The sequence below is a fragment of the Oceanobacillus sp. FSL W7-1309 genome (assembly GCF_038002145.1).
GTDB lineage: Bacteria > Bacillota > Bacilli > Bacillales > Amphibacillaceae > Oceanobacillus > Oceanobacillus profundus.
The window spans coordinates 521768-541821 of the sequence record NZ_JBBOBX010000002.1; the positions used below are offsets into that span (position 1 = coordinate 521768).

18 protein-coding genes are annotated in these 20054 nt (G+C 37.6%); all 18 read left to right on the top strand.

What is annotated here, in order from left to right:
- Nucleotides 1-85: 85 nt before the first annotated feature.
- The 18 genes from NST46_RS15250 to NST46_RS15335 all read left to right on the top strand — a co-directional run bounded on the left by NST46_RS15250 (nucleotide 86) and on the right by NST46_RS15335 (nucleotide 19986).
- Entirely contained in the window at nucleotides 86-1201 is a 1116-nt protein-coding gene (locus NST46_RS15250; protein WP_340001980.1) for a BMP family lipoprotein, read from the top strand.
- A gap of 339 nt (nucleotides 1202-1540) precedes the next feature.
- Complete coding sequence (locus tag NST46_RS15255) at nucleotides 1541-3079, top strand: ABC transporter ATP-binding protein (protein WP_118888907.1); 1539 nt, start codon at nucleotides 1541-1543, stop codon at nucleotides 3077-3079.
- Complete coding sequence (locus NST46_RS15260; RefSeq protein WP_341137436.1) at nucleotides 3066-4112, top strand: ABC transporter permease; 1047 nt, start codon at nucleotides 3066-3068, stop codon at nucleotides 4110-4112. The genes NST46_RS15255 and NST46_RS15260 overlap by 14 nt, the downstream gene beginning before the upstream one ends.
- On the top strand, nucleotides 4113-5066 hold the full coding sequence (locus tag NST46_RS15265; RefSeq protein ID WP_341137437.1) for an ABC transporter permease: 954 nt from the start codon (nucleotides 4113-4115) through the stop codon (nucleotides 5064-5066). It abuts the gene before it with no gap.
- A gap of 135 nt (nucleotides 5067-5201) precedes the next feature.
- A complete protein-coding gene (yfmF, locus tag NST46_RS15270; protein ID WP_095308752.1) occupies nucleotides 5202-6491 on the top strand; it encodes an EF-P 5-aminopentanol modification-associated protein YfmF in 1290 nt (429 codons plus the stop codon).
- On the top strand, nucleotides 6484-7767 hold the full coding sequence (gene yfmH / locus NST46_RS15275) for an EF-P 5-aminopentanol modification-associated protein YfmH (RefSeq protein ID WP_303449795.1): 1284 nt from the start codon (nucleotides 6484-6486) through the stop codon (nucleotides 7765-7767). Before yfmF ends, yfmH begins: the two co-directional genes overlap by 8 nt.
- Nucleotides 7768-7782: 15 nt before the next feature.
- Nucleotides 7783-8499 (top strand): elongation factor P 5-aminopentanone reductase, encoded by a 717-nt coding sequence (ymfI, locus tag NST46_RS15280; RefSeq protein WP_118888904.1) that lies wholly within the window; start codon nucleotides 7783-7785, stop codon nucleotides 8497-8499.
- 136 nt (nucleotides 8500-8635) lie between these two features.
- Entirely contained in the window at nucleotides 8636-8884 is a 249-nt protein-coding gene (locus NST46_RS15285) for a DUF3243 domain-containing protein (protein WP_095308758.1), read from the top strand.
- 282 nt (nucleotides 8885-9166) lie between these two features.
- Complete coding sequence (locus NST46_RS15290; protein WP_095308760.1) at nucleotides 9167-9958, top strand: DUF3388 domain-containing protein; 792 nt, start codon at nucleotides 9167-9169, stop codon at nucleotides 9956-9958.
- A 165-nt stretch (nucleotides 9959-10123) separates the two neighbouring features.
- Nucleotides 10124-11038, top strand: a complete 915-nt coding sequence (locus NST46_RS15295) for a helix-turn-helix domain-containing protein (RefSeq protein WP_118888903.1) — start codon at nucleotides 10124-10126, stop codon at nucleotides 11036-11038.
- 372 nt (nucleotides 11039-11410) lie between these two features.
- On the top strand, nucleotides 11411-11992 hold the full coding sequence (pgsA, locus tag NST46_RS15300; RefSeq protein WP_095308764.1) for a CDP-diacylglycerol--glycerol-3-phosphate 3-phosphatidyltransferase: 582 nt from the start codon (nucleotides 11411-11413) through the stop codon (nucleotides 11990-11992).
- On the top strand, nucleotides 11989-13236 hold the full coding sequence (locus NST46_RS15305) for a competence/damage-inducible protein A (RefSeq protein WP_341137438.1): 1248 nt from the start codon (nucleotides 11989-11991) through the stop codon (nucleotides 13234-13236). The genes pgsA and NST46_RS15305 overlap by 4 nt, the downstream gene beginning before the upstream one ends.
- A 173-nt stretch (nucleotides 13237-13409) precedes the next feature.
- Complete coding sequence (recA, locus tag NST46_RS15310; protein ID WP_095308768.1) at nucleotides 13410-14468, top strand: recombinase RecA; 1059 nt, start codon at nucleotides 13410-13412, stop codon at nucleotides 14466-14468.
- Between the two features lie 427 nt (nucleotides 14469-14895).
- Complete coding sequence (gene rny, locus NST46_RS15315; RefSeq protein WP_095308769.1) at nucleotides 14896-16458, top strand: ribonuclease Y; 1563 nt, start codon at nucleotides 14896-14898, stop codon at nucleotides 16456-16458.
- Between the two features lie 227 nt (nucleotides 16459-16685).
- Complete coding sequence (locus NST46_RS15320) at nucleotides 16686-17483, top strand: TIGR00282 family metallophosphoesterase (protein ID WP_095308771.1); 798 nt, start codon at nucleotides 16686-16688, stop codon at nucleotides 17481-17483.
- Nucleotides 17484-17587: 104 nt separating this feature from the next.
- Nucleotides 17588-17848 (top strand): stage V sporulation protein S, encoded by a 261-nt coding sequence (locus tag NST46_RS15325; protein ID WP_011066027.1) that lies wholly within the window; start codon nucleotides 17588-17590, stop codon nucleotides 17846-17848.
- A gap of 148 nt (nucleotides 17849-17996) precedes the next feature.
- Nucleotides 17997-19556, top strand: a complete 1560-nt coding sequence (gene miaB, locus NST46_RS15330; protein WP_341137439.1) for a tRNA (N6-isopentenyl adenosine(37)-C2)-methylthiotransferase MiaB — start codon at nucleotides 17997-17999, stop codon at nucleotides 19554-19556.
- 1 nt (nucleotide 19557) lies between these two features.
- Complete coding sequence (locus NST46_RS15335) at nucleotides 19558-19986, top strand: RicAFT regulatory complex protein RicA family protein (protein WP_095308774.1); 429 nt, start codon at nucleotides 19558-19560, stop codon at nucleotides 19984-19986.
- Nucleotides 19987-20054: the final 68 nt, after the last annotated feature.

Below are 20054 nucleotides of genomic sequence, written 5' to 3' on the forward strand. Positions count from 1 at the left end.
GATGGGTGAAAATAGGAAAGGGTTTGCAGTGATTTTTTGTTCAACTTTAGTTTTACCTATCTCAACTAATTTAGGGGGCATTAAAATGAAGAATCGTAAGTTTATTCTATTGTTTGCTTTATTGCTTAGTTTTGGAATCGTTTTAGCAGCATGTGGAAGCGGTTCAAACGAGGACGATACAACCGCTTCAGACGATAACAATGATAATGCAGATAATACAGCAACTGAAGAAGATTACAGTATCGCAATGGTAACAGACCAGGGTGGAGTAGATGATAAATCATTTAACCAATCTGCATGGGAAGGTATCCAAGCATGGGGAGAAGAGAATGGTCTATCGCAAGGTAACGGATATGACTATGCACAATCCGCTTCAAAAGCAGATTTTATGCCGAACATTACTCGTCTGGTTCGTGATGAGTACAACTTAATCTTTGGTACAGGTTTCCTTTTGAAAGAGGATATTCAAAAAGCAGCAGAACAATTTCCAGAAACGTATTTTGCAATCGTAGATGATATGGTAGAAGCTCCAAATGCAGTAAGTGTTACATTTAAAGAGCATGAAGGTTCTTTCTTAGCTGGTGTTGCAGCTGCTAATAAAACAAATACAAATAAACTAGGATTTGTTGGTGGAATTGATTCACCTCTAATCAAAAAATTTGAAACGGGCTTTATTGCAGGTGTAAAATCTGTAAATCCTGATATTGAAGTTGATGTTCAATATGCTGAAACATTTGACGATGCTGCAAAAGGGAAATTAATTGCATCCAATATGTACAGCAACGATGTTGACGTAATTTACCATGCATCTGGTGGAACTGGAAACGGTGTGTTTAACCAGGCAAAAGATATTAAACAAAATGACCCGGACCGTGAAATTTGGGTGATCGGTGTTGATGCTGACCAGCATGAAGAAGGTAAAATTGGCGACCATAATGTAACATTAACTTCCATGGTTAAACGTGTTGATGTTGCTGTTCAAGATGTTGCTAAAATGCTGCAAGCAGGTGAATTCCCTGGTGGGGAACACTTAGAATTTGGAATTGAAGAAGATGGAATTTCCATTGCTGAAACAAATACAGATGCATATACAGAAGATATCAAAAATGCTGTTAACGAATGGCAAGAAAAGATTCTTAGTGGGGATATAAAAGTACCTCAAACAAGTGAAGAATTGGATTCATTCATTGAAGCACTTTAAGTTTCTGTTCAAAAGGGAGGATAAAAAGGACCGAGAAGTTCGAGGAGGCGTAGTTTTGAGTACCGGGCTTCCCCAGGATGTGGTGACTTCGATGTTCGACACAGGACGTGTCGGTATTTAATCGATGGTCTACTGTTCTCGACGTGTCATTTTTACCGGACTTTTTGAACCTCTTTTAATAAATAGTGAAGAAGGCTAATCGCTTTTAGCCTTCTTCAATCATGTTAAGTAAGATCTTCAACTAAAGAGGATTAGAAACAGTAGTCCTTTTTATTTGATGATTTTATAACAACTAACTATGCAGTCAAGATGATGTGGTTAATAAAGGGGTGAAGACCAGTGGAATATGTAATTGAAATGTTGAATATACGTAAGGAGTTTCCTGGAATCGTAGCAAATGATAATATTACAATTCAGCTTAAGCCAGGTGAAATTCATGCACTGTTAGGAGAAAATGGAGCTGGAAAATCCACGTTGATGAATGTTTTATTTGGTTTGTACCAACCAGAGCAAGGAGAAATTCGGGTCAAAGGAAAGAAGGCAAATATTACAAATCCGAATATTGCAAATGATCTTGGTATTGGAATGGTCCATCAGCATTTTATGCTAGTTGAACCATTTACCGTTACACAAAACATTGTTCTTGGTAATGAGCCAACCAAAAAAACAGGTGTTATTAATGTCGAGAAAGCAAGAAAGGACATTAAAGAAATTTCTGACCGGTATGGTCTAAAGGTCGATCCAGATGCAAAGATAAGTGATATTTCAGTCGGAATGCAACAGCGCGTGGAAATTTTAAAGACACTGTATCGTGGTGCAGACGTACTCATCTTTGATGAACCAACTGCAGTATTAACACCTCAAGAAATTAATGAATTAATGGAAATTATGCGTTCACTTATTAAGGAAGGTAAATCTATTATTCTCATAACACACAAACTCAAAGAAATAATGGAAGTCTGTGATAGATGTACAGTTATTCGTAAAGGAAAAGGGATTGGCACTGTTAATGTTGCCCAGACAAATACGAATGAATTAGCATCCCTCATGGTTGGTAGAGAGGTACATTTTAAGACGGAGAAGCAGCAGGCGGAACCGAAAGATACCGTTTTAACAATCGAAAATCTAGTTGTAAAAGATTCAAGAAAAGTAGATTTAGTAAAAGGACTAAACCTTGAATTACGTGGTGGAGAAATAGTCGGGATTGCCGGAGTTGATGGCAATGGGCAGTCAGAACTGATTGAGGCAATAACAGGATTGCGTCAAGCAGTTTCAGGGAGAATTAAGCTTAAAAATAAAAATATTACGAATAAGAGTCCAAGAAAGGTAACAGAAAGTGGAGTTGGTCACATTCCGCAGGACAGACATCGCTTTGGACTTGTATTGGATTATTCCATTGGTGAGAATATCGTTTTGCAAACATACTATAAGAAGCCTTATTCCAAAGCAAAAGTATTGAATTATAAAGCGATCTATGAGAAAGCAGAAAGTATTATTAAAGAATACGATGTTCGTACGCCAAGTGTCTACACAAAGGCCCGAGCGCTGTCTGGAGGGAATCAGCAAAAAGCAATTATTGGCCGAGAAGTGGATCGGTCACCAGATTTATTAATTGCTGCACAGCCAACAAGAGGTCTAGATGTAGGTGCTATTGAGTTTATTCATAAAAAATTGATTGAAGAACGTGACAAAGGAAAAGCAGTTTTATTAATTTCGTTTGAACTAGATGAAATTTTGAATGTTAGTGACCGAATTGCTGTTATGTTTGATGGAAAAATAGTTGCTGAAGTGACGCCAGAAGAAACGACTGAACAAGAGCTTGGTTTGTTGATGGCAGGAAGTCAGGTTAAGGAAGGTGATTCAAATGCCATCCAATAAATTATTTGCGCTGCTCGTCCCAATAGTTTCCGTTTTAATGGGTTTGATTGCTGGTGCAATCATTATGCTAGTATCTGGATTTAGTCCAATTGATGGCTATACTGCATTATGGAATGGTGCATTTGGAGATTCATATACAATCGGTGAAACAATTAGAAGGTCAGCTCCGTACATCCTTACAGGATTATCGATTGCATTCGCATTTCGCACTGGGTTGTTTAATATAGGTGCAGAGGGTCAGGTACTTGTAGGCTGGCTAGCAGCAGTATGGGTAGGTATAACAATTGATGCACCAATGTATATTCATTTGCCGCTTGCTGTTCTTGCTGCAGCTGTTGCTGGTGGATTATGGGCATTTGTCCCAGGTATTTTAAAAGCAAAACTTGGTGTTCATGAAGTAATCGTAACAATCATGATGAATTATATTGCTTTATTTACGACGAATGAAATTATAAGAAAAGTATTAACAAGTGGACAAACAACAACAGATTCGATTGCACCGTCAGCATCGCTCGCTTCCGAGTGGATGCAAAGTATTACGTTTTATTCCCGTCTTCATTATGGAATTTTAATTGCATTATTTGCGGCAGCTATTATGTGGTTTATTATTCAACGAACAACAATTGGTTATGAACTGAAATCGGTTGGATTTAATCCGCACGCATCACGGTACGCTGGTATGAATGTAAGTAAAAATATTGTATTATCGATGGTTATTGCAGGTATGTTTGCAGGCTTAGCAGGTGCAATGGAGGGACTAGGTACTTACGGAAACATGTCCGTAACGGCAGGATTTTCTAATTTAGGTTTTGATGGAATCGCTGTTGCGCTTCTAGGGGCTAACACTGCGATTGGGGTTGTTTTTGCAGCATTTTTGTTTGGTGCACTAAAAGAGGGTGCAGGGGAAATGCCAACAGGAGCTGGAATTCCAACAGAGCTTGTAGATATTATTATCGCACTAATCATCTTCTTTGTGGCATCAAGTTACATTATTAGATGGGTAATCGTTCGCTTTAAAAAGGAGGGGAAATAAATGATTGAAATATTGCAATCTGTTATCCCTACAGCGTTATTTTATTCAGCTCCTTTAATTTTAACGGCATTAGGCGGCGTTTTTAGTGAACGTTCTGGTGTTGTAAATATTGGTCTTGAAGGTTTAATGGTGATGGGTGCATTTGTAGGAATTGTTTTTAATTTAACTTTTTCGGATGTACTGGGAGCCTGGACACCATGGGTTTCCATCCTTGTAGCAATGGTTGTTTCAGCTATATTCTCGATTATTCACGCGGTAGCTTCCGTTTCTTTCCATGCTAGCCAAGTAGTAAGTGGTGTAGCAATTAATATGCTCGCACTAGGTATAGGGGTATATTTAACAAAACAATGGTATGGTAAAGGGCAAACAGATATGGTTGCTCAACCATTTTATACTACAGATATCCCATTACTATCAAAGATTCCAGTTATTGGGTCAATCTTTTTCCAAGGAATTTATATTACATCGTATTTGGCTATTATCTTAGCTTTCATTGCTTGGTTTGTGCTGTACAAAACACCATTTGGTTTGAGACTGCGTGCAGTGGGAGAACATCCAATGGCAGCTGATACAAATGGAATTAATGTAAGCAGAATGCGTTATATCGCTGTTATTCTTTCTGGAGCGCTTGGAGGATTAGGTGGTTCTGTATTTGCACTAACAATTGCATCCAATTTCTCACATTCTACAATTGTTGGCCAAGGATTTATGGCACTTGCAGCTGTTATATTCGGTAAATGGCACCCTCTTGGAGCCATGGGTGCAGCGTTATTCTTTGGTTTTGCCCAAAGCTTGAGTGTTATCGGATCAAATATTCCGCTTCTGCAGGACGTACCACAAATATTCCTGTTAATCGCTCCATATGTGTTAACAATTCTTGCTTTAGCAGGATTTATTGGGCGAGCAGATGCACCTCGAGCAAATGGAGAGCCATACATTAAAGGTAGCAGATAATTATAGATGGACAATCCTGGACTGACTTGCTTATAATAGCAAGTCAGTTTTTTTTGCCGTATAATGGATGACAAATGGTAAATTTGTGCAAGATATTTGTGGTGATATAAGAATAAGTACTATCGGAGGTTGCCTATGGATACAATTCAAGAAAAGCGCTTGGACGAACAAGGTCTTAAGCTTCATTTTATTCAAACGAAGAAGTTTAAAACGATTAATATCATAGTAAAATTAAAATCAAAATTGGATAAGGAGACGATTACAAAGCGAGCGTTGCTTCCTTATATTCTGAAGCAAGGAACAAAGACTTATCCAGATAGAAGTGCTTTGCAGTTAAAGCTGGATGATTTATATGGTGCAGTATTAACTGCTGATGGTGGTAAAAAGGGAGAAAATCATATTATCTCCGTTCGCCTTGAGTTTGCAAACGAAAAATTTATTCCGGATGCATCAAACGTAATGGATGAAGCAGTTCAATTACTTAGTGAAGTGCTATTTCATCCGAATACAGGTGCAACTGGATTTGATGATGCCGTTTTCAAACGAGAAGTCGGTACATTAAAGCAAAAAATAAGTGCAATACAAGATGATAAAATGAGTTACGCTAATATGCGACTTATTGATGAGATGTGTAAGGAAGAAGCGTATCAATTACACGTACATGGTTATGAAGAAGATTTAAACAACCTAACCAATGATGATTTGTTCAACTATTATCAGCACATGCTTGAACAAGATGAGATGGATATTTATGTTCTTGGAGATTTTGTTGAGGAAAAAGTAAAGCATTTAATCATGGATACGATGCAAAGGACGGAGCAGCAGGGTACAAAAGAAGCTGATCCAGCAGCTAAAAATTCGGTGATTGAGCAGAATGAAATAATCGAAAAGCAAAAAGTTCAACAAGCAAAATTGCATATTGGTTTTCGTACGAATACGACATACCAAGATGAAGCTTATTTTGCCTTGCAGGTTTTTAATGGATTGTTCGGCGGTTTTCCGAGCTCAAAATTATTTATTAATGTTAGAGAAAAAAATAGTCTTGCCTACTATGCATCATCAAGATTAGAAAGTCATAAAGGACTGTTGTTTGTTTTTAGTGGCATTGCGCCAGACGACTTTGAAAAAGCAAGGGATATTATTCGTTTGCAAGTGCAAGCAATGAAGGACGGCGACTTTACAGAGCAAGAACTAAATGAGACAAAAGATTTAATTGTTAATCAGTTAAAGGAAACAATGGATCATCCACAAGGTTTAATCGAAATACTGTACCAGCAAGTTATTGGAAATCGCCAAATGACACCAACAGAATTGCTTGAAGGCATTCAGAATGTCACGAAAGACGAGGTCGTTCATGTGGCCAGCAAAATAGAAGAGGATACTGTGTACCTATTAACGAGTGAAGGAGGAGAACAAGGTGAATAAAGAAACCTATGAAAGTATTGGAGAGACACTTTATTCAGAAAAACTGGATAATGGCTTGACCGTGTTCTTATTACCTAAACCAGAAATGACAAAATCATTTGGCATTTTTTCCACGAATTATGGATCGATTGACCAAACCTTTGTCCCTTTAGGAGAATCTGCTGAAGTTACCGTACCAGAGGGGGTAGCACATTTTTTAGAGCATAAGCTTTTTGAAAAAGAAGACAGAGATGTTTTTGCTGATTTTGGAAAACAAGGAGCATCGCCAAATGCCTATACATCATTCACAAAGACTGCTTATTTATTTTCAGCTACAAGCCAAATCGAGAAAAATGTAGAAACATTAATCGACTTTGTTCAGGATCCATACTTTTCTGATCAATCAGTGGAAAAGGAAAAGGGGATTATCGCACAGGAGATTAAAATGTATGATGATCAACCAGATTGGCAGGCATTTATGGGAACAATTAAAAGTATGTTTCAGAATCATCCCGTAAAAATTGATATTGCAGGAACGGTAGATTCCATTACTTCTATTACAAAAGATGATCTATATACGTGCTACCATACGTTTTATCATCCGGAAAATATGACATTATTTGTTGTAGGTAATTTTGAAGTAGAGCGGATGATGGAAATGATTACATCAAATCAAAAGAATAAATCTTTTGAGAAGATGGCTGAGTTGAAGCGCGATTTTCCTGAGGAGCCCAAGGAAGTTGCGATGAAAGAAAATACGATTCATATGCCTGTATCCATTCCAAAGTGTACAATTGGGATAAAAGACTCTAATTCCGAATTGGAAAAAGAGGAATTTTTAAGAAAAGATCTATTAAGCGGTATGATTTTAAGTCATTTCTTTTCTACTGGTGGAGATTTTTATCAGGAATTGTATAAAGCAGATCTGATCGATGACAGCTTTTATTTTGAAACAAATCTTGAGAGGAATTTTGGGTATTCAATGATTGGTGGTAATACAGCTAAGCCAGAAGAATTTGCTGCTAAAATAAAAGAGCAATTATTATCAACAAAAAATTATGCGTTAACGGTTGAAGTGTTTGAACGAATGAAGAAGAAAAAAATCGGTCAATTGCTGCGTGCAATGAATTCTCTTGAGTTTATTGCAAATAAATATATCCAATACCATACAATGGGAATTAATTTGTTTGAAATTATTCCTGCAATTCAGGCGCTATCATTGGATGATGCACAGGCCTTTTTAAATGAGTGGATTGCTGAGGAACGTTTAGCCGTTTGTACGATAAGTGCATCATAAGGACAAGGAGAGACAATGGGGAAAAATATATTAATTATCGGAGCAAGCGGTGATATTGGCTACGCAATTGCAGAACGTCTAGCTCAAGATGGGTATCAATTATTGTTACATTATCATAAAAATAGATCTGGCATTGATCTGCTACGGAAACGATTAGCTAATGAGTCAGTGCTTGCTGTGATCCAAGCTGATTTAAGTAATCAAGATGAAATTAAGCATTTCCTAACGAAGCTAGTACTCCCGGTTGATGGAATTATCTTTGCAGGTGGTATTGCCTATTACGGATTATTGCAACATACTTCTGAAGAGGCTATGGATGCGATGTTAGCATTACATGTGAAAGCACCTTGGATGATTACCAAACATCTCTTGCCTCCAATGATAACGAGCAGAAAAGGGAATATCATCATGATTACATCGATATGGGGGAATGTTGGTGCTAGTTACGAAGTCATCTATTCGTCTGTTAAAGGTGCACAAAATAGCTTTGTAAAAGCCTTGGCGAAGGAAGTAGCGCCTTCTGGTATTTCTGTTAATGGGATAAGTCCAGGTTATATTGAAACGAAAATGAATAGTCATTTATCGGAGGAAGAAAGGCAAGCTATTATTGATGAAATTCCGATGAGTCGAGCCGGGCTGCCCAGTGAGATAGCTCATACTGTTAGTTTTTTGCTGGATGATCGATCAACTTATATTCAGGGAGAAATTATTAATATGAACGGAGGCTGGTAGAGCTGTTTTTATATGATGCTCAAATATCAACCGACAGAATGTTATACTTTTGATCTTATTGTTTGTGCTTTGCTTGTATAAATTATGCCAACCTTCATATACTATGCAAGATATTATGAATGGAGGAGGCTCATCAATGTCAGTATTAGATAATTTTGATACATGGAAAGGTTTTTTAGCTAATCGAATTCAGCAAGCGCAGCAGCAAGGAATGGATCAGCAAACGATGTCAACGGTTGCTGCTGAGGTAGGCGATTATCTAGCCCAAAGTGTTGAAGCTAAAAACAGCGAAGAAGCAGTTCTAAAAGAACTATGGAACGCTGCATCTGAGCAAGAACAGCAAGCCATTGCAAATATAATGATTAAGCTTGTCCAAAAACAGTAATAGTAAGAGTTGCAAACGTTATATTATAAAAAGCTATATAGACTTCTATATGGCTTTTTTGTGTATAAGCTAAAAATTATATGAAAACTATGGTAATTGCTATTTAGAAAAAATGAAAATAATGTTATATTACTTATAGAGGTTGGAAAGTTTAAACCACTGTGGTATATCATGCTAAAAAGTTTTAACAGTGTCATTATTGTGGAATATAAGTAATAAACTATTAAAGCGAGCTATCAATTGCTTAATATAAATAAAGTATGTAAAATAAAGGGGCTTATGATGGATAGAACAGAATGGTACCTTGAATATGAAATTCAAATTAACCGTCCTGGTTTACTGGGTGATATTTCTTCTTTATTAGGAATGCTTTCGATTAATATTATTACAATAAATGGTGTGGAGAACGCTCGCAGAGGAATGCTGCTCTTATCGAAGCATGATGAAAATATAATGCGGTTAAAGTCCATTCTGCAAACAATGGATACGATTAAATTATTTAAATTACGGAAACCTAAGCTTAAAGATAAAATGGCAGTTCGTCATGGGAAATATATACACACTGATAACGATGATAGAAAAACGATTCGCTTTGTCCGAGATGAGCTGGGACTTCTTGTTGATTTTATGGCTGAGCTCTATAAGCAAGATGGTCATAAACTAATCGGAATTCGCGGTATGCCTCGGGTTGGCAAGACGGAATCGATTGTGGCTGCAAGTGTTTGTGCAAGTAAACGCTGGTTGTTTGTATCAAGTACAATGATTAAACAGACGGTTCGTAATCAATTAATTGAAGGAGAGTATAATCAAGATAATATTTATATTATTGACGGTGTTCTCTCCAAAAGAATGGCAAATGAGAAGCATTGGCAATTAATTCGCGAAATCATGCAGTTACCATCGGTTAAAGTAGTAGAACATCCAGATGTATTTGTGCAGTCTACCGAGTACAGTATGGATGATTTTGATTATATTATTGAGTTACGCACAGATGTAGATGAAGAGATTACATATGAACCGGTAGAACAAGATCGGTTCAGCAGTAATAATGGCTTTTCGATGTTTGATTTCTAAAAGTTCATGTTTAAAAAAGAGGATTATAAGGATCGAGAGGTTTGTGGGTCATAGTTTTTGCCAGGCTTCCACAGGACTTGTCGGTACCTAGTCGAATTCCTCTGCTCTCGATGAGTCATTTTTACCGGACTTTTTGAACTACCTATAAAATGGAAGGTGTTATATATGGATGTAGGGGCGAAGCTGAAAGAGGCGCGTCTTGCTAGTGGATTATCTCTGGATAGTTTACAGGAAACGACAAAAATTCAAAAAAGATATTTAGTGGCAATCGAGGAAGGGAATCTGCATATTTTACCTGGTAAGTTCTATGCAAGAGCATTTATTAAGGAATATGCAAATGCAGTCGGACTGAATCCGAACGAATTAGTAGAAGAACATAAAGAAGAAATTCCTAGTACAGAAGAAGAAAACGTACAATATACAAGAATGCAGCGGACAAGGAAAGAAAATCAGACGGAGAAATCATCCGGTGGCATATCTTCATTAATTCCAACTATAATAGTGGTCTTATTGATTGTCGGTATTGTCTTTGTTGCTTGGTGGTTTATTCGAGAAAACATGGCCGGGGATTCAACGAATCCTGTAGAGGAACCGGATGATAATGTTATTATTACGAATCCAAATGATACTGGAACAGGCAATGACGGTGCTGAAGATGAAGCAGATGGTTCAGATGAAAATACAAACGATGAAGAAAATGAAGATGAAACGCAAGAAGAATCAAATGAACAATCAGACCCTGAGTTTACGGTTACAGAGGAAGGAACTGGTTCTCAACCTGTTTCTACAATTGAAATGGCGAATGCTGGCGAAAAGGTAATCATTACATTGGAGTCTGCTGACCCTGAACATCATACATGGTTAGAAATCAGAGAAGAAGGTGGGGAAGCTTTCTATAATAGTAGTTTTTCTGCTGATGAATCACCGGTAGAAATTGATATCAGTGATGCCGAGACAATCTCATTTAATGTTGGGTATGCTCCTGCTTTAAAAATTTCTATTAATGGTGTTGAGCTGGAGTATCCTGTTGATGCTGGGCAGTATGTACACCAACGCTTGAATTTAAGTATTACGCGTTAACTATAGCATTTATGTTTTATATGGTGGATCGTTGTAGAAACTGAATACCATAGATAAAGTGAAACTTCATAAGGTAGGTTGTCTACTGCATGTAAGTTGAACAGATTCAGGAATTTATGGGCTGTCTATACCACAAGGGTATTACAGCCCGTTAATGTGTGATAAAACCCTTCCCTTTACCTATGTGGAAGGGTTTTTATATCATTTTTGAGTTAGGAAGTCCATAAGTGCAACTGAGACATTGGCCTAAAAATCCTGTACTCAAAAGTATAAGGGCTGCTAAGAAAGCAAAGATTGCTTACGTAAGAATCCCTTTAACGAATGCCAAGTTTTCAATCAATCAATTTTAAAAAATTAGGAGGAAACAAACAAATGAATTTACCAAATCGACTCACATTATCACGTATTATGATGATACCCATTTTTATACTTTTACTCAGCTTACCTTTGGATTGGGGTACTTGGGACATCGGTGCGGCAGACTTACCTATAGCACATTTTATTGCTGCATTGATTTTTATTATCGCAGCAGGAACCGATTGGATAGATGGTTATTATGCTAGAAAATTTAATTTAGTTACCAATCTAGGTAAGTTTATGGATCCCTTAGCAGACAAATTACTTGTTTCAGCTGCGCTTATTTTGTTAATTGAAATGGGATTAGCTCCTGCATGGGTTGTTATCATTATTATAAGCAGGGAATTTGCAGTAACTGGACTACGCCTTGTAGCTGCAGGTGAAGGAATTGTACTTGCTGCAGGAAAAATGGGTAAATTGAAGACAGCTACACAAATGATTGCAATCGCAGTTTTATTGCTGCATAACTTCCCGTTTGCTTATATTGATTTTCCGTTTGGTATAATTATGTTATATATCGCATTGTTCTTTACAGTAGTTTCTGGTATTGATTATTTCGTCAAAAATTGGCATGTGATGAAGGAGTCGAACAAATGAAACAATTGAAAGCTGAAATTGTAGCAGTTGGGACAGAGTTGTTGCTTGGGCAGATCGCGAATACGAATGCACAATGGTTATCTCAGCAACTGGCACAGTATGGGATTAATGTCTATAATCATGCTGTCGTGGGTGATAATTTAAACCGTGTTGAAGAGGCTTTTTTGCAAGCGCAAAATAGATCCGATATTATTATCGTTACTGGTGGGCTCGGTCCAACCGATGATGATTTAACAAGAGAGGCATTCCAGCAAATAAGTAAGCTGGAAATGGTGGAGCATAAAACAACACTTGATAAAATTGAAAGGTATTTTAAAAATCATACTTCAAAGATGACTCCAAACAATCGCAAGCAAGCACGAATTTTTAAGGGGTGCACTGTATTGGAAAATAATGCAGGAATGGCACCGGGCATGAAAGTAGAACTGGAAGGAAGGGTATGGTTTTTCCTTCCTGGAGTTCCAAGGGAAATGAAACGGATTACAACGGACGAAATTGTGCCGTTTTTACGTGATTTGACTGGTGATGAGCAGATGATAAAATCATTAGTGCTGAAATTTATAGGTATTGGTGAGTCAACACTGGAACATGAATTAAAAGATCTAATTATTGCCCAGAGTAATCCAACTATCGCTCCCCTTGCTCAGGATGATGGCGTCGTTATTCGATTAACCGCAAAAGGGGCATCAGAGAAGCAGCTTGATGAACTGCTCGGAAAAACAAAAGAGCAGATTTTAGCAAGGGTTGGAGGTCACTACTTTGGAGAAAATGATCAAACAATCGAGCAAGTCATTGTAGAGTTACTTCTGAAACAAAATAAAAAAATGGCAGCTGCTGAAAGTTTAACTGGAGGGATGTTTACAGAAAAAATCATATCTGTTAGCGGCGCTTCTCGTGTGTGTTCAGGTGGACTTGTTTGCTATGATACAGCAATCAAACGAAATATACTTGGTGTCACTGAGCAAACCATTCAGGAAAAAGGGACTGTAAGCGAAGCGTGTGCCTATGAGATGGCAGAACAGATCCGAATCAAGTTTGCTTCCCAGATTGGCATTGGTTTTACAGGAGTAGCCGGACCAGATGAAATGGAAGGTCAGCCAGTAGGAAAAGTGTATATTGCTATTTCTGATAAAAATGGCTACAAAAAAGTAGAGTCATTTTTATTCAATGGCGCACGTTCTGCAGTCCGCAAAAGGGCTTGTTTAAAGGGGTTAGAACTTTTGTTTAATTACTTAAAATCATAATTTAGACCAGCCTATACAATAAAAAATAATATTTAAGCGATTCAATACTATTAAAAGTACGAATCTTGGATAATTTTTACTTCGAAAATATAAGAACATCTATTCGTTTTTTACTTGGCAAATACCGAAAAAACATGTATGATGAATATAGATAAATCAAGGAGGTAGTTTCGTTGAGTGATAGAAAACAAGCTTTAGATATGGCTTTGAGACAAATAGAGAAACAATTTGGTAAAGGCTCCATTATGAAACTAGGTGAAAATGAAGCTCAGAAAATAGCAACGATACCTAGTGGATCGTTGGCATTGGATGTTGCACTAGGTATTGGTGGATATCCTAGAGGAAGAGTTATTGAAATATATGGTCCGGAGTCATCAGGTAAAACAACTGTGGCACTGCATGCAATCGCTGAGGCGCAAAAGCAGGGTGGACAAGCTGCGTTTATTGATGCCGAGCATGCATTAGATCCCATTTATGCGAGAGCCTTAGGTGTAAATATTGATGAGTTGCTTTTATCACAGCCTGACACGGGTGAGCAAGCACTAGAAATTGCTGAAGCACTTGTACGAAGTGGTGCTGTAGATATTATCGTTGTTGACTCGGTAGCGGCCCTCGTACCAAAAGCAGAAATCGAAGGAGACATGGGAGACGCACATGTTGGATTACAGGCGCGACTAATGTCACAAGCATTAAGAAAGCTTTCTGGAGCAATTAATAAATCAAAAACAACAGCTATTTTCATTAACCAAATTCGTGAAAAAGTTGGGGTTATGTTCGGAAACCCAGAGACAACACCAGGTGGACGTGCACTTAAATTCTATTCTTCTGTTCGTTTAGAAGTACGTCGTGCAGAAACGCTAAAAGCTGGAAATGATGCGGTTGGGAATAGAGCTAGAATTAAAGTTGTTAAAAATAAAGTCGCTCCGCCATTCAAACAAGCCGAAGTCGACATTATGTATGGTAAGGGAATTTCGAAAGAAGGAGAAATTCTTGATATCGGTTCTGAGTTGGATGTTGTGCTTAAGAGTGGTGCATGGTATTCCTACAAGGGCGAAAGACTAGGTCAGGGCCGTGAAAACTCGAAGCAATTCCTATTAGAAAACGAACCAATCATGAATGAAATTCATGGTGAAATTCGTAAGCACTATAACCTGGATGATGACGGTACAGAAGCAGAAGGAAAAGCAAGTGACAGCAAGGAAACAACTGAGCAGGAAACTTTGGATATGTAAGCATATAAAACCTTGATCGGTTGCTTATCGCATGATCAAGGTTTTTCAATTTGTAAATTATAAATGTTGAATGTTGTGGACAGCATAGCTACTGCAACAGCTATGTCCAGCGCCTAGCGAGACTTCTCTAACCTTGGTACGTCCCTATTCGAGCGCTTCCGCTTTTATTCTTTTGTAGGTTCAAGCGAAAAATAGTACAGCTTAAATATACTGATTTATTCATAATTTCAAAGACTAAAACCACAATCTGGAAAGTTTTTATACATATAGTTGTGGGTTTTCTTGACATTAGCTGTTTTCACAATTAAAATTAAAGATGTATAATTTTATAATTCTATTATAAAGTTACTTTAATGTTTAATGCATTCAGAATGTTACATGCCGACAATATGAATTGTACAATTTTATAGCAATAGGAGGTGAAATCATGGACATTATTCTTTTAATCATCTCCATTTTGCTTGCTCTGATCGTCGGTATTGTTGTTGGTTATCTGATACGTAAATCTATTGCAGAAGCTAAAATTTCCAGTGCGGAAACCTTCGCAAAACAAAAGATGGAAGAAGCTCGCAGAAATGCAGATGCGATTAAAAAAGAAGCGCTTCTTGAAGCAAAGGATGAAAATCACAAGCTTCGTCAGCAGACAGAAGAAGAGTTACGTGAGCGACGTTCCGAAGCTCAAAAACAGGAAAACCGTCTGATGCAAAAAGAAGAAAACCTGGACAGAAAAAGTGAAACATTAGACAAGCGTGAATTAATGTTAGAGAAGAAAGAACAATCTTTAACAGACAGACAACAACAAATTGAAGAAATGGAAAGCAAAGTGGAAGCTATGAAACAAGAGCAGCAAACTGAGCTTGAGCGCATTTCAGGATATACAACTGACCAGGCTAGGCAGATTATTTTAGAACGAATCGAAAAAGAAACGAAACACGAAGCTGCTGTAATGATTAAGGAAGCTGAAAATCGAGCGAAAGAAGAGTCGGATAAGAAGGCGAAAAGTCTCCTATCTTTAGCTTTACAGCGCTGTGCTGCTGATCATGTTGCAGAGACAACCGTTTCTGTCGTAAACCTTCCGAATGATGAAATGAAAGGTCGTATTATTGGACGAGAAGGTCGTAACATACGGACTTTAGAAACGTTAACAGGTATTGATTTGATTATTGATGATACACCTGAAGCGGTTATATTATCTGGTTTCGATCCAATCAGGCGAGAAACTGCTCGAATGGCACTAGAAAAGCTGGTGCAGGATGGTCGAATTCATCCTGCGAGAATCGAAGAGATGGTGGAGAAGGCCAGACGGGAAGTTGACGAATATATACGCGAAGTTGGAGAAGAGACAACGTTTGAAGTTGGAATACATGGGTTACATCCAGATCTAGTTAAAATACTCGGTCGTCTAAAATATCGTACAAGCTATGGGCAAAATGTGCTGAAACACTCAACAGAGGTTGCTTACTTATCTGGATTGCTTGCTGCAGAACTTGGCGAGGACGTGACGTTAGCAAAAAGGGCTGGATTACTTCATGATATTGGAAAGGCAATTGATCATGAGGTGGAAGGCAGTCATGTTGAGATAGGAAAAGAGCTAGCAATCAAGTACAAAGAGCACGAGGTTGTCATTAATTCGATTGCATCCCATCATGGAGATGAAGAAGCTACTTCAGTTATTGCGGTCCTGGTAGCCGCAGCCGATGCATTATCTGCTGCAAGACCAGGTGCAAGAAGTGAGACACTTGAAAATTATATCAAGCGTTTAGAAAAGCTTGAGGAAATTTCGGAGTCCTTTGAAGGAGTAGAGAAATCATTCGCTATCCAGGCTGGTAGAGAAATTCGAATTATGGTAAGACCTGATGAAATTGATGATATTGAATCTGTTCGCGTAGCACGTGATATACGAAAACGGATAGAATCAGAACTCGATTATCCTGGTCACATTAAAGTGACTGTTATTCGGGAAACAAGAGCAGTTGAATATGCGAAGTAAGAAGAGCACAGACATCCTAAATGGTGTCTGTGCTCTTTTGCATGTTAGGTGCTATATATCTTTATTAACAGCCAACTGGAATGAATTTGGAATCTGGCTCGTGAAACTCATGCTTATCGTTGATGGAAAATAAACTTATTAGACGATTGCCCCTTCGTGCTATCTTTTGACAATCAGCTTGCAATATGAAAAACTTATACTATTATAAACGATAGGATGATAGAACGATGAGAATACTATTTATTGGTGATGTTGTTGGTTCACCAGGGCGTGATATGGTGCAAGAATATTTACCTCGATTGAAGGAAAAATATCGCCCAAATATGACAATTATCAACGGCGAAAATGCTGCTTCTGGTAAGGGGATAACAGAAAAGATTTATAAACAATTTTTAGAATGGGGAGCTCAAGTAATTACGCTGGGTAACCATACGTGGGACAAAAAAGAAATCTTTGAATTTATTGATGATGCGAAATATATGATTCGTCCAGCTAACTTTCCAGAAAATAATCCAGGAAAAGGGATTGTGTATATTAATATAAATGGAAAAGAAGTAGCTGTTATTAATCTTCAAGGACGGACCTTTCTTCCGGCAATTGATGATCCATTTCAAAAAGCAGATCTATTAATCGAAGAAGCTAAAAAAAGAACGAATCTTATTTTTGTTGATTTTCATGGAGAGGCAACAAGTGAAAAACAAGCAATGGGCTGGTATTTAGACGGGAGAGTAAGCGCAGTAGTTGGAACACACACACATACGCAAACTGCGGACGAACGTATTTTACTAGGTGGAACAGCATATATATCAGATGTCGGGATGACGGGTCCTTATGATGGGATTTTAGGGGTGGATCGTGAAGCTGTGTTGAAACGGTTTTTAACATCATTACCAGTGCGTTTTGAAATTACAAAGTCGGGTAGAACACAATTAAATGGAATTGTGGTTACAATTGATGATAATTCGGGTAAAGCAACTAAGATAGAACGAATTATCATCAATGACGATCACCCATTCTTCGGTTGATTCATTGAATTCTTCTAACTTAGATACATTATAGGGAATAAGCTAACATCTCCACGAATATAGTAGCAATATAACTACAATAGCGCATGAAGGAGGTACTAGTAATGGAAGTATTAAAAGTTTCAGCTAAATCAAATCCAAATTCAGTAGCAGGCGCACTTGCGAATGTCTTAAGGGAGCGCGGCACAGCGGAAATTCAGGCGATAGGTGCGGGAGCACTTAATCAATCTGTGAAAGCAGTAGCCATTGCAAGAGGGTTTGTCGCACCAAGCGGAGTGGATTTAATTTGTATCCCTGCATTTACGGATATTTTAATTGACAATGAAGAACGCACGGCCATTAAGTTAATTGTTGAACCAAGATAATGTGACGAATTTGGCAACCTTCCTATTATCGTAGGAAGGTTTTTATTTGCTCTCTAGTTAGAAGTATTGTTAAATTTAGTTAGAAGCTTTATACTTTACTATTGTATACCTATACATAATGTGAAATTGACCTGAAAGGAGTTTCTTGATGAACGAAGAACAACGAAAACAACAAGCTCAAATTATACCAATAGATAATAACATAGAACGAATTAAAAATACGTCAAGTGATGAAATGATCTCAAAATATTTCCAGACAAGTTATGAACCACAATCTCCGGATATTAAAAAGGCAAGAAAGCGTCGGAATGAAGACGTTCAAATTCATTATGATTTTGCTATTCCAGAAGATGTAGCTACTATTGGAAAAGGAAAGAAGTTTTTAATTCGCACCTATGGTTGTCAAATGAATGAACATGATACAGAAGTGATGGCTGGTATTTTAACTGAAATGGGTTATGAACCTACATCCGATACAAACGATGCTGACATTATTTTGTTAAACACATGTGCCATTCGTGAAAATGCAGAGAATAAAGTATTTGGTGAAATCGGCCATTTAAAACCGCTTAAATTAGAAAAACCTGATCTGATCATAGGGGTCTGTGGCTGTATGTCCCAGGAAGAATCTGTAGTAAATCGAATTTTAAAGAAGCATCAGCATATCGACCTTATTTTTGGAACGCATAATATCCATCGCTTACCACAGTTAGTGAAAGAAGCGTTATTTGGAAAAGAAATGATCGTTGAAGTATGGTCAAAAGAAGGGGATGTTATTGAAAACCTTCCAAAGGTCCGTAATGGAAAGATCAAAGCGTGGGTAAACATTATGTATGGCTGTGATAAGTTCTGTACCTATTGTATTGTGCCAATGACACGTGGTAAAGAAAGAAGTCGCCGCCCACAAGATATTATCCAGGAGGTGCGTCATTTAGTCGCACAAGGCTATCAAGAAGTAACATTACTAGGTCAAAATGTAAATGCATATGGAAAAGATTTTGAGGACATTGAATATGGACTTGGAGATTTAATGAATGCTATTCATAAGATTGATATTCCACGAGTGCGTTTTACAACTTCTCATCCAAGAGACTTCGATGATCGTTTAATTGAAGTATTAGCACAAGGTGGAAATTTACTGGATCATATTCATCTTCCTGTACAATCTGGAAGCAGTGAAATCCTTAAGAAAATGAATCGTAAATATACGAGAGAAGATTATTTGGAATTAGTTCGTAAAATACGTAAAGCTATACCTAACGTAACACTGACAACTGATATTATTGTTGGCTTCCCAAATGAAACAGAAGAGCAATTTGAAGAGACAATGACCTTAATGGAAGAGGTTGGCTTTGAAGCTGCTTACACCTATATTTACTCTCCACGTGAAGGTACACCAGCAGCAAGGAAAAAAGATGATGTGCCAGAATCAGTGAAAAAGCAACGTCTTTATCGGTTAAATGAGCTTGTTAATAAACAATCGGCTGAGTCTATGAAAACATACAAAGGGAAAACGGTTAAAGTGCTTGTAGAAGGCGAGAGTAAGAAAGACCCAGATGTACTTGCAGGTTATACAGAAAAAAATAAGCTTGTTAACTTTAAAGGATCAAGATCATCCATTGGGAAAATTGTAGAAGTTGAAATAACCGAAGCAAAAACATGGTCATTAGATGGTGTAATGGTTGAAAACACAGTTGAGGTGAATTAAAATGGCTGAATATACTCGCAAAGAAGTACTAGATGAAGCAAAAAAACTGGCAACAATGTTGGCAAATACGGAAGAAATTGATCGTTTTAAGCAGGTGGAAGCTAAACTTAATGAGAATCAAAAGGTTCAAAAGCTGATTCAAAAAATTAAAACGCTGCAAAAACAGGCTGTTAATTTTCAAGCGTATGAAAAAAGAGAAGCTTTAAAGCGAATTGAATCTGAGATTGATCGACTGCAAGAAGAGATTGACAGTATTCCAGTTGTTCAGGAATTTAAAGAGACGCAAATTGTTGTAAATGATGTTTTACAACTCGTTTCAAAAACAATCTCACGTGAAGTGACGAATAACGTCATTGAATCCACTGGGGGAGATTTACTAGCGGGTGAAACTGGATCCAAAACAAATGATAAATCTGGCTGTAGCCATTAAGCATAAAAGCGGAAGTCTCGCTACTGCTTTAACAGAAAAGCCAGGCAATTTTATTTAAATTGCCTGGC

Coding starts and splice junctions, on each gene's coding strand:
- NST46_RS15250 (WP_340001980.1), top strand. CDS start 86: ATGAAGAATCGTAAGTTTATTCTATTGTTTGCTTTATTGCTTAGTTTT.
- NST46_RS15260 (WP_341137436.1), top strand. CDS start 3,066: ATGCCATCCAATAAATTATTTGCGCTGCTCGTCCCAATAGTTTCCGTT.
- NST46_RS15265 (WP_341137437.1), top strand. CDS start 4,113: ATGATTGAAATATTGCAATCTGTTATCCCTACAGCGTTATTTTATTCA.
- yfmF (WP_095308752.1), top strand. CDS start 5,202: ATGGATACAATTCAAGAAAAGCGCTTGGACGAACAAGGTCTTAAGCTT.
- ymfI (WP_118888904.1), top strand. CDS start 7,783: ATGGGGAAAAATATATTAATTATCGGAGCAAGCGGTGATATTGGCTAC.
- NST46_RS15285 (WP_095308758.1), top strand. CDS start 8,636: ATGTCAGTATTAGATAATTTTGATACATGGAAAGGTTTTTTAGCTAAT.
- NST46_RS15290 (WP_095308760.1), top strand. CDS start 9,167: ATGGATAGAACAGAATGGTACCTTGAATATGAAATTCAAATTAACCGT.
- NST46_RS15295 (WP_118888903.1), top strand. CDS start 10,124: ATGGATGTAGGGGCGAAGCTGAAAGAGGCGCGTCTTGCTAGTGGATTA.
- pgsA (WP_095308764.1), top strand. CDS start 11,411: ATGAATTTACCAAATCGACTCACATTATCACGTATTATGATGATACCC.
- NST46_RS15305 (WP_341137438.1), top strand. CDS start 11,989: ATGAAACAATTGAAAGCTGAAATTGTAGCAGTTGGGACAGAGTTGTTG.
- rny (WP_095308769.1), top strand. CDS start 14,896: ATGGACATTATTCTTTTAATCATCTCCATTTTGCTTGCTCTGATCGTC.
- NST46_RS15320 (WP_095308771.1), top strand. CDS start 16,686: ATGAGAATACTATTTATTGGTGATGTTGTTGGTTCACCAGGGCGTGAT.
- NST46_RS15325 (WP_011066027.1), top strand. CDS start 17,588: ATGGAAGTATTAAAAGTTTCAGCTAAATCAAATCCAAATTCAGTAGCA.
- miaB (WP_341137439.1), top strand. CDS start 17,997: ATGAACGAAGAACAACGAAAACAACAAGCTCAAATTATACCAATAGAT.
- NST46_RS15335 (WP_095308774.1), top strand. CDS start 19,558: ATGGCTGAATATACTCGCAAAGAAGTACTAGATGAAGCAAAAAAACTG.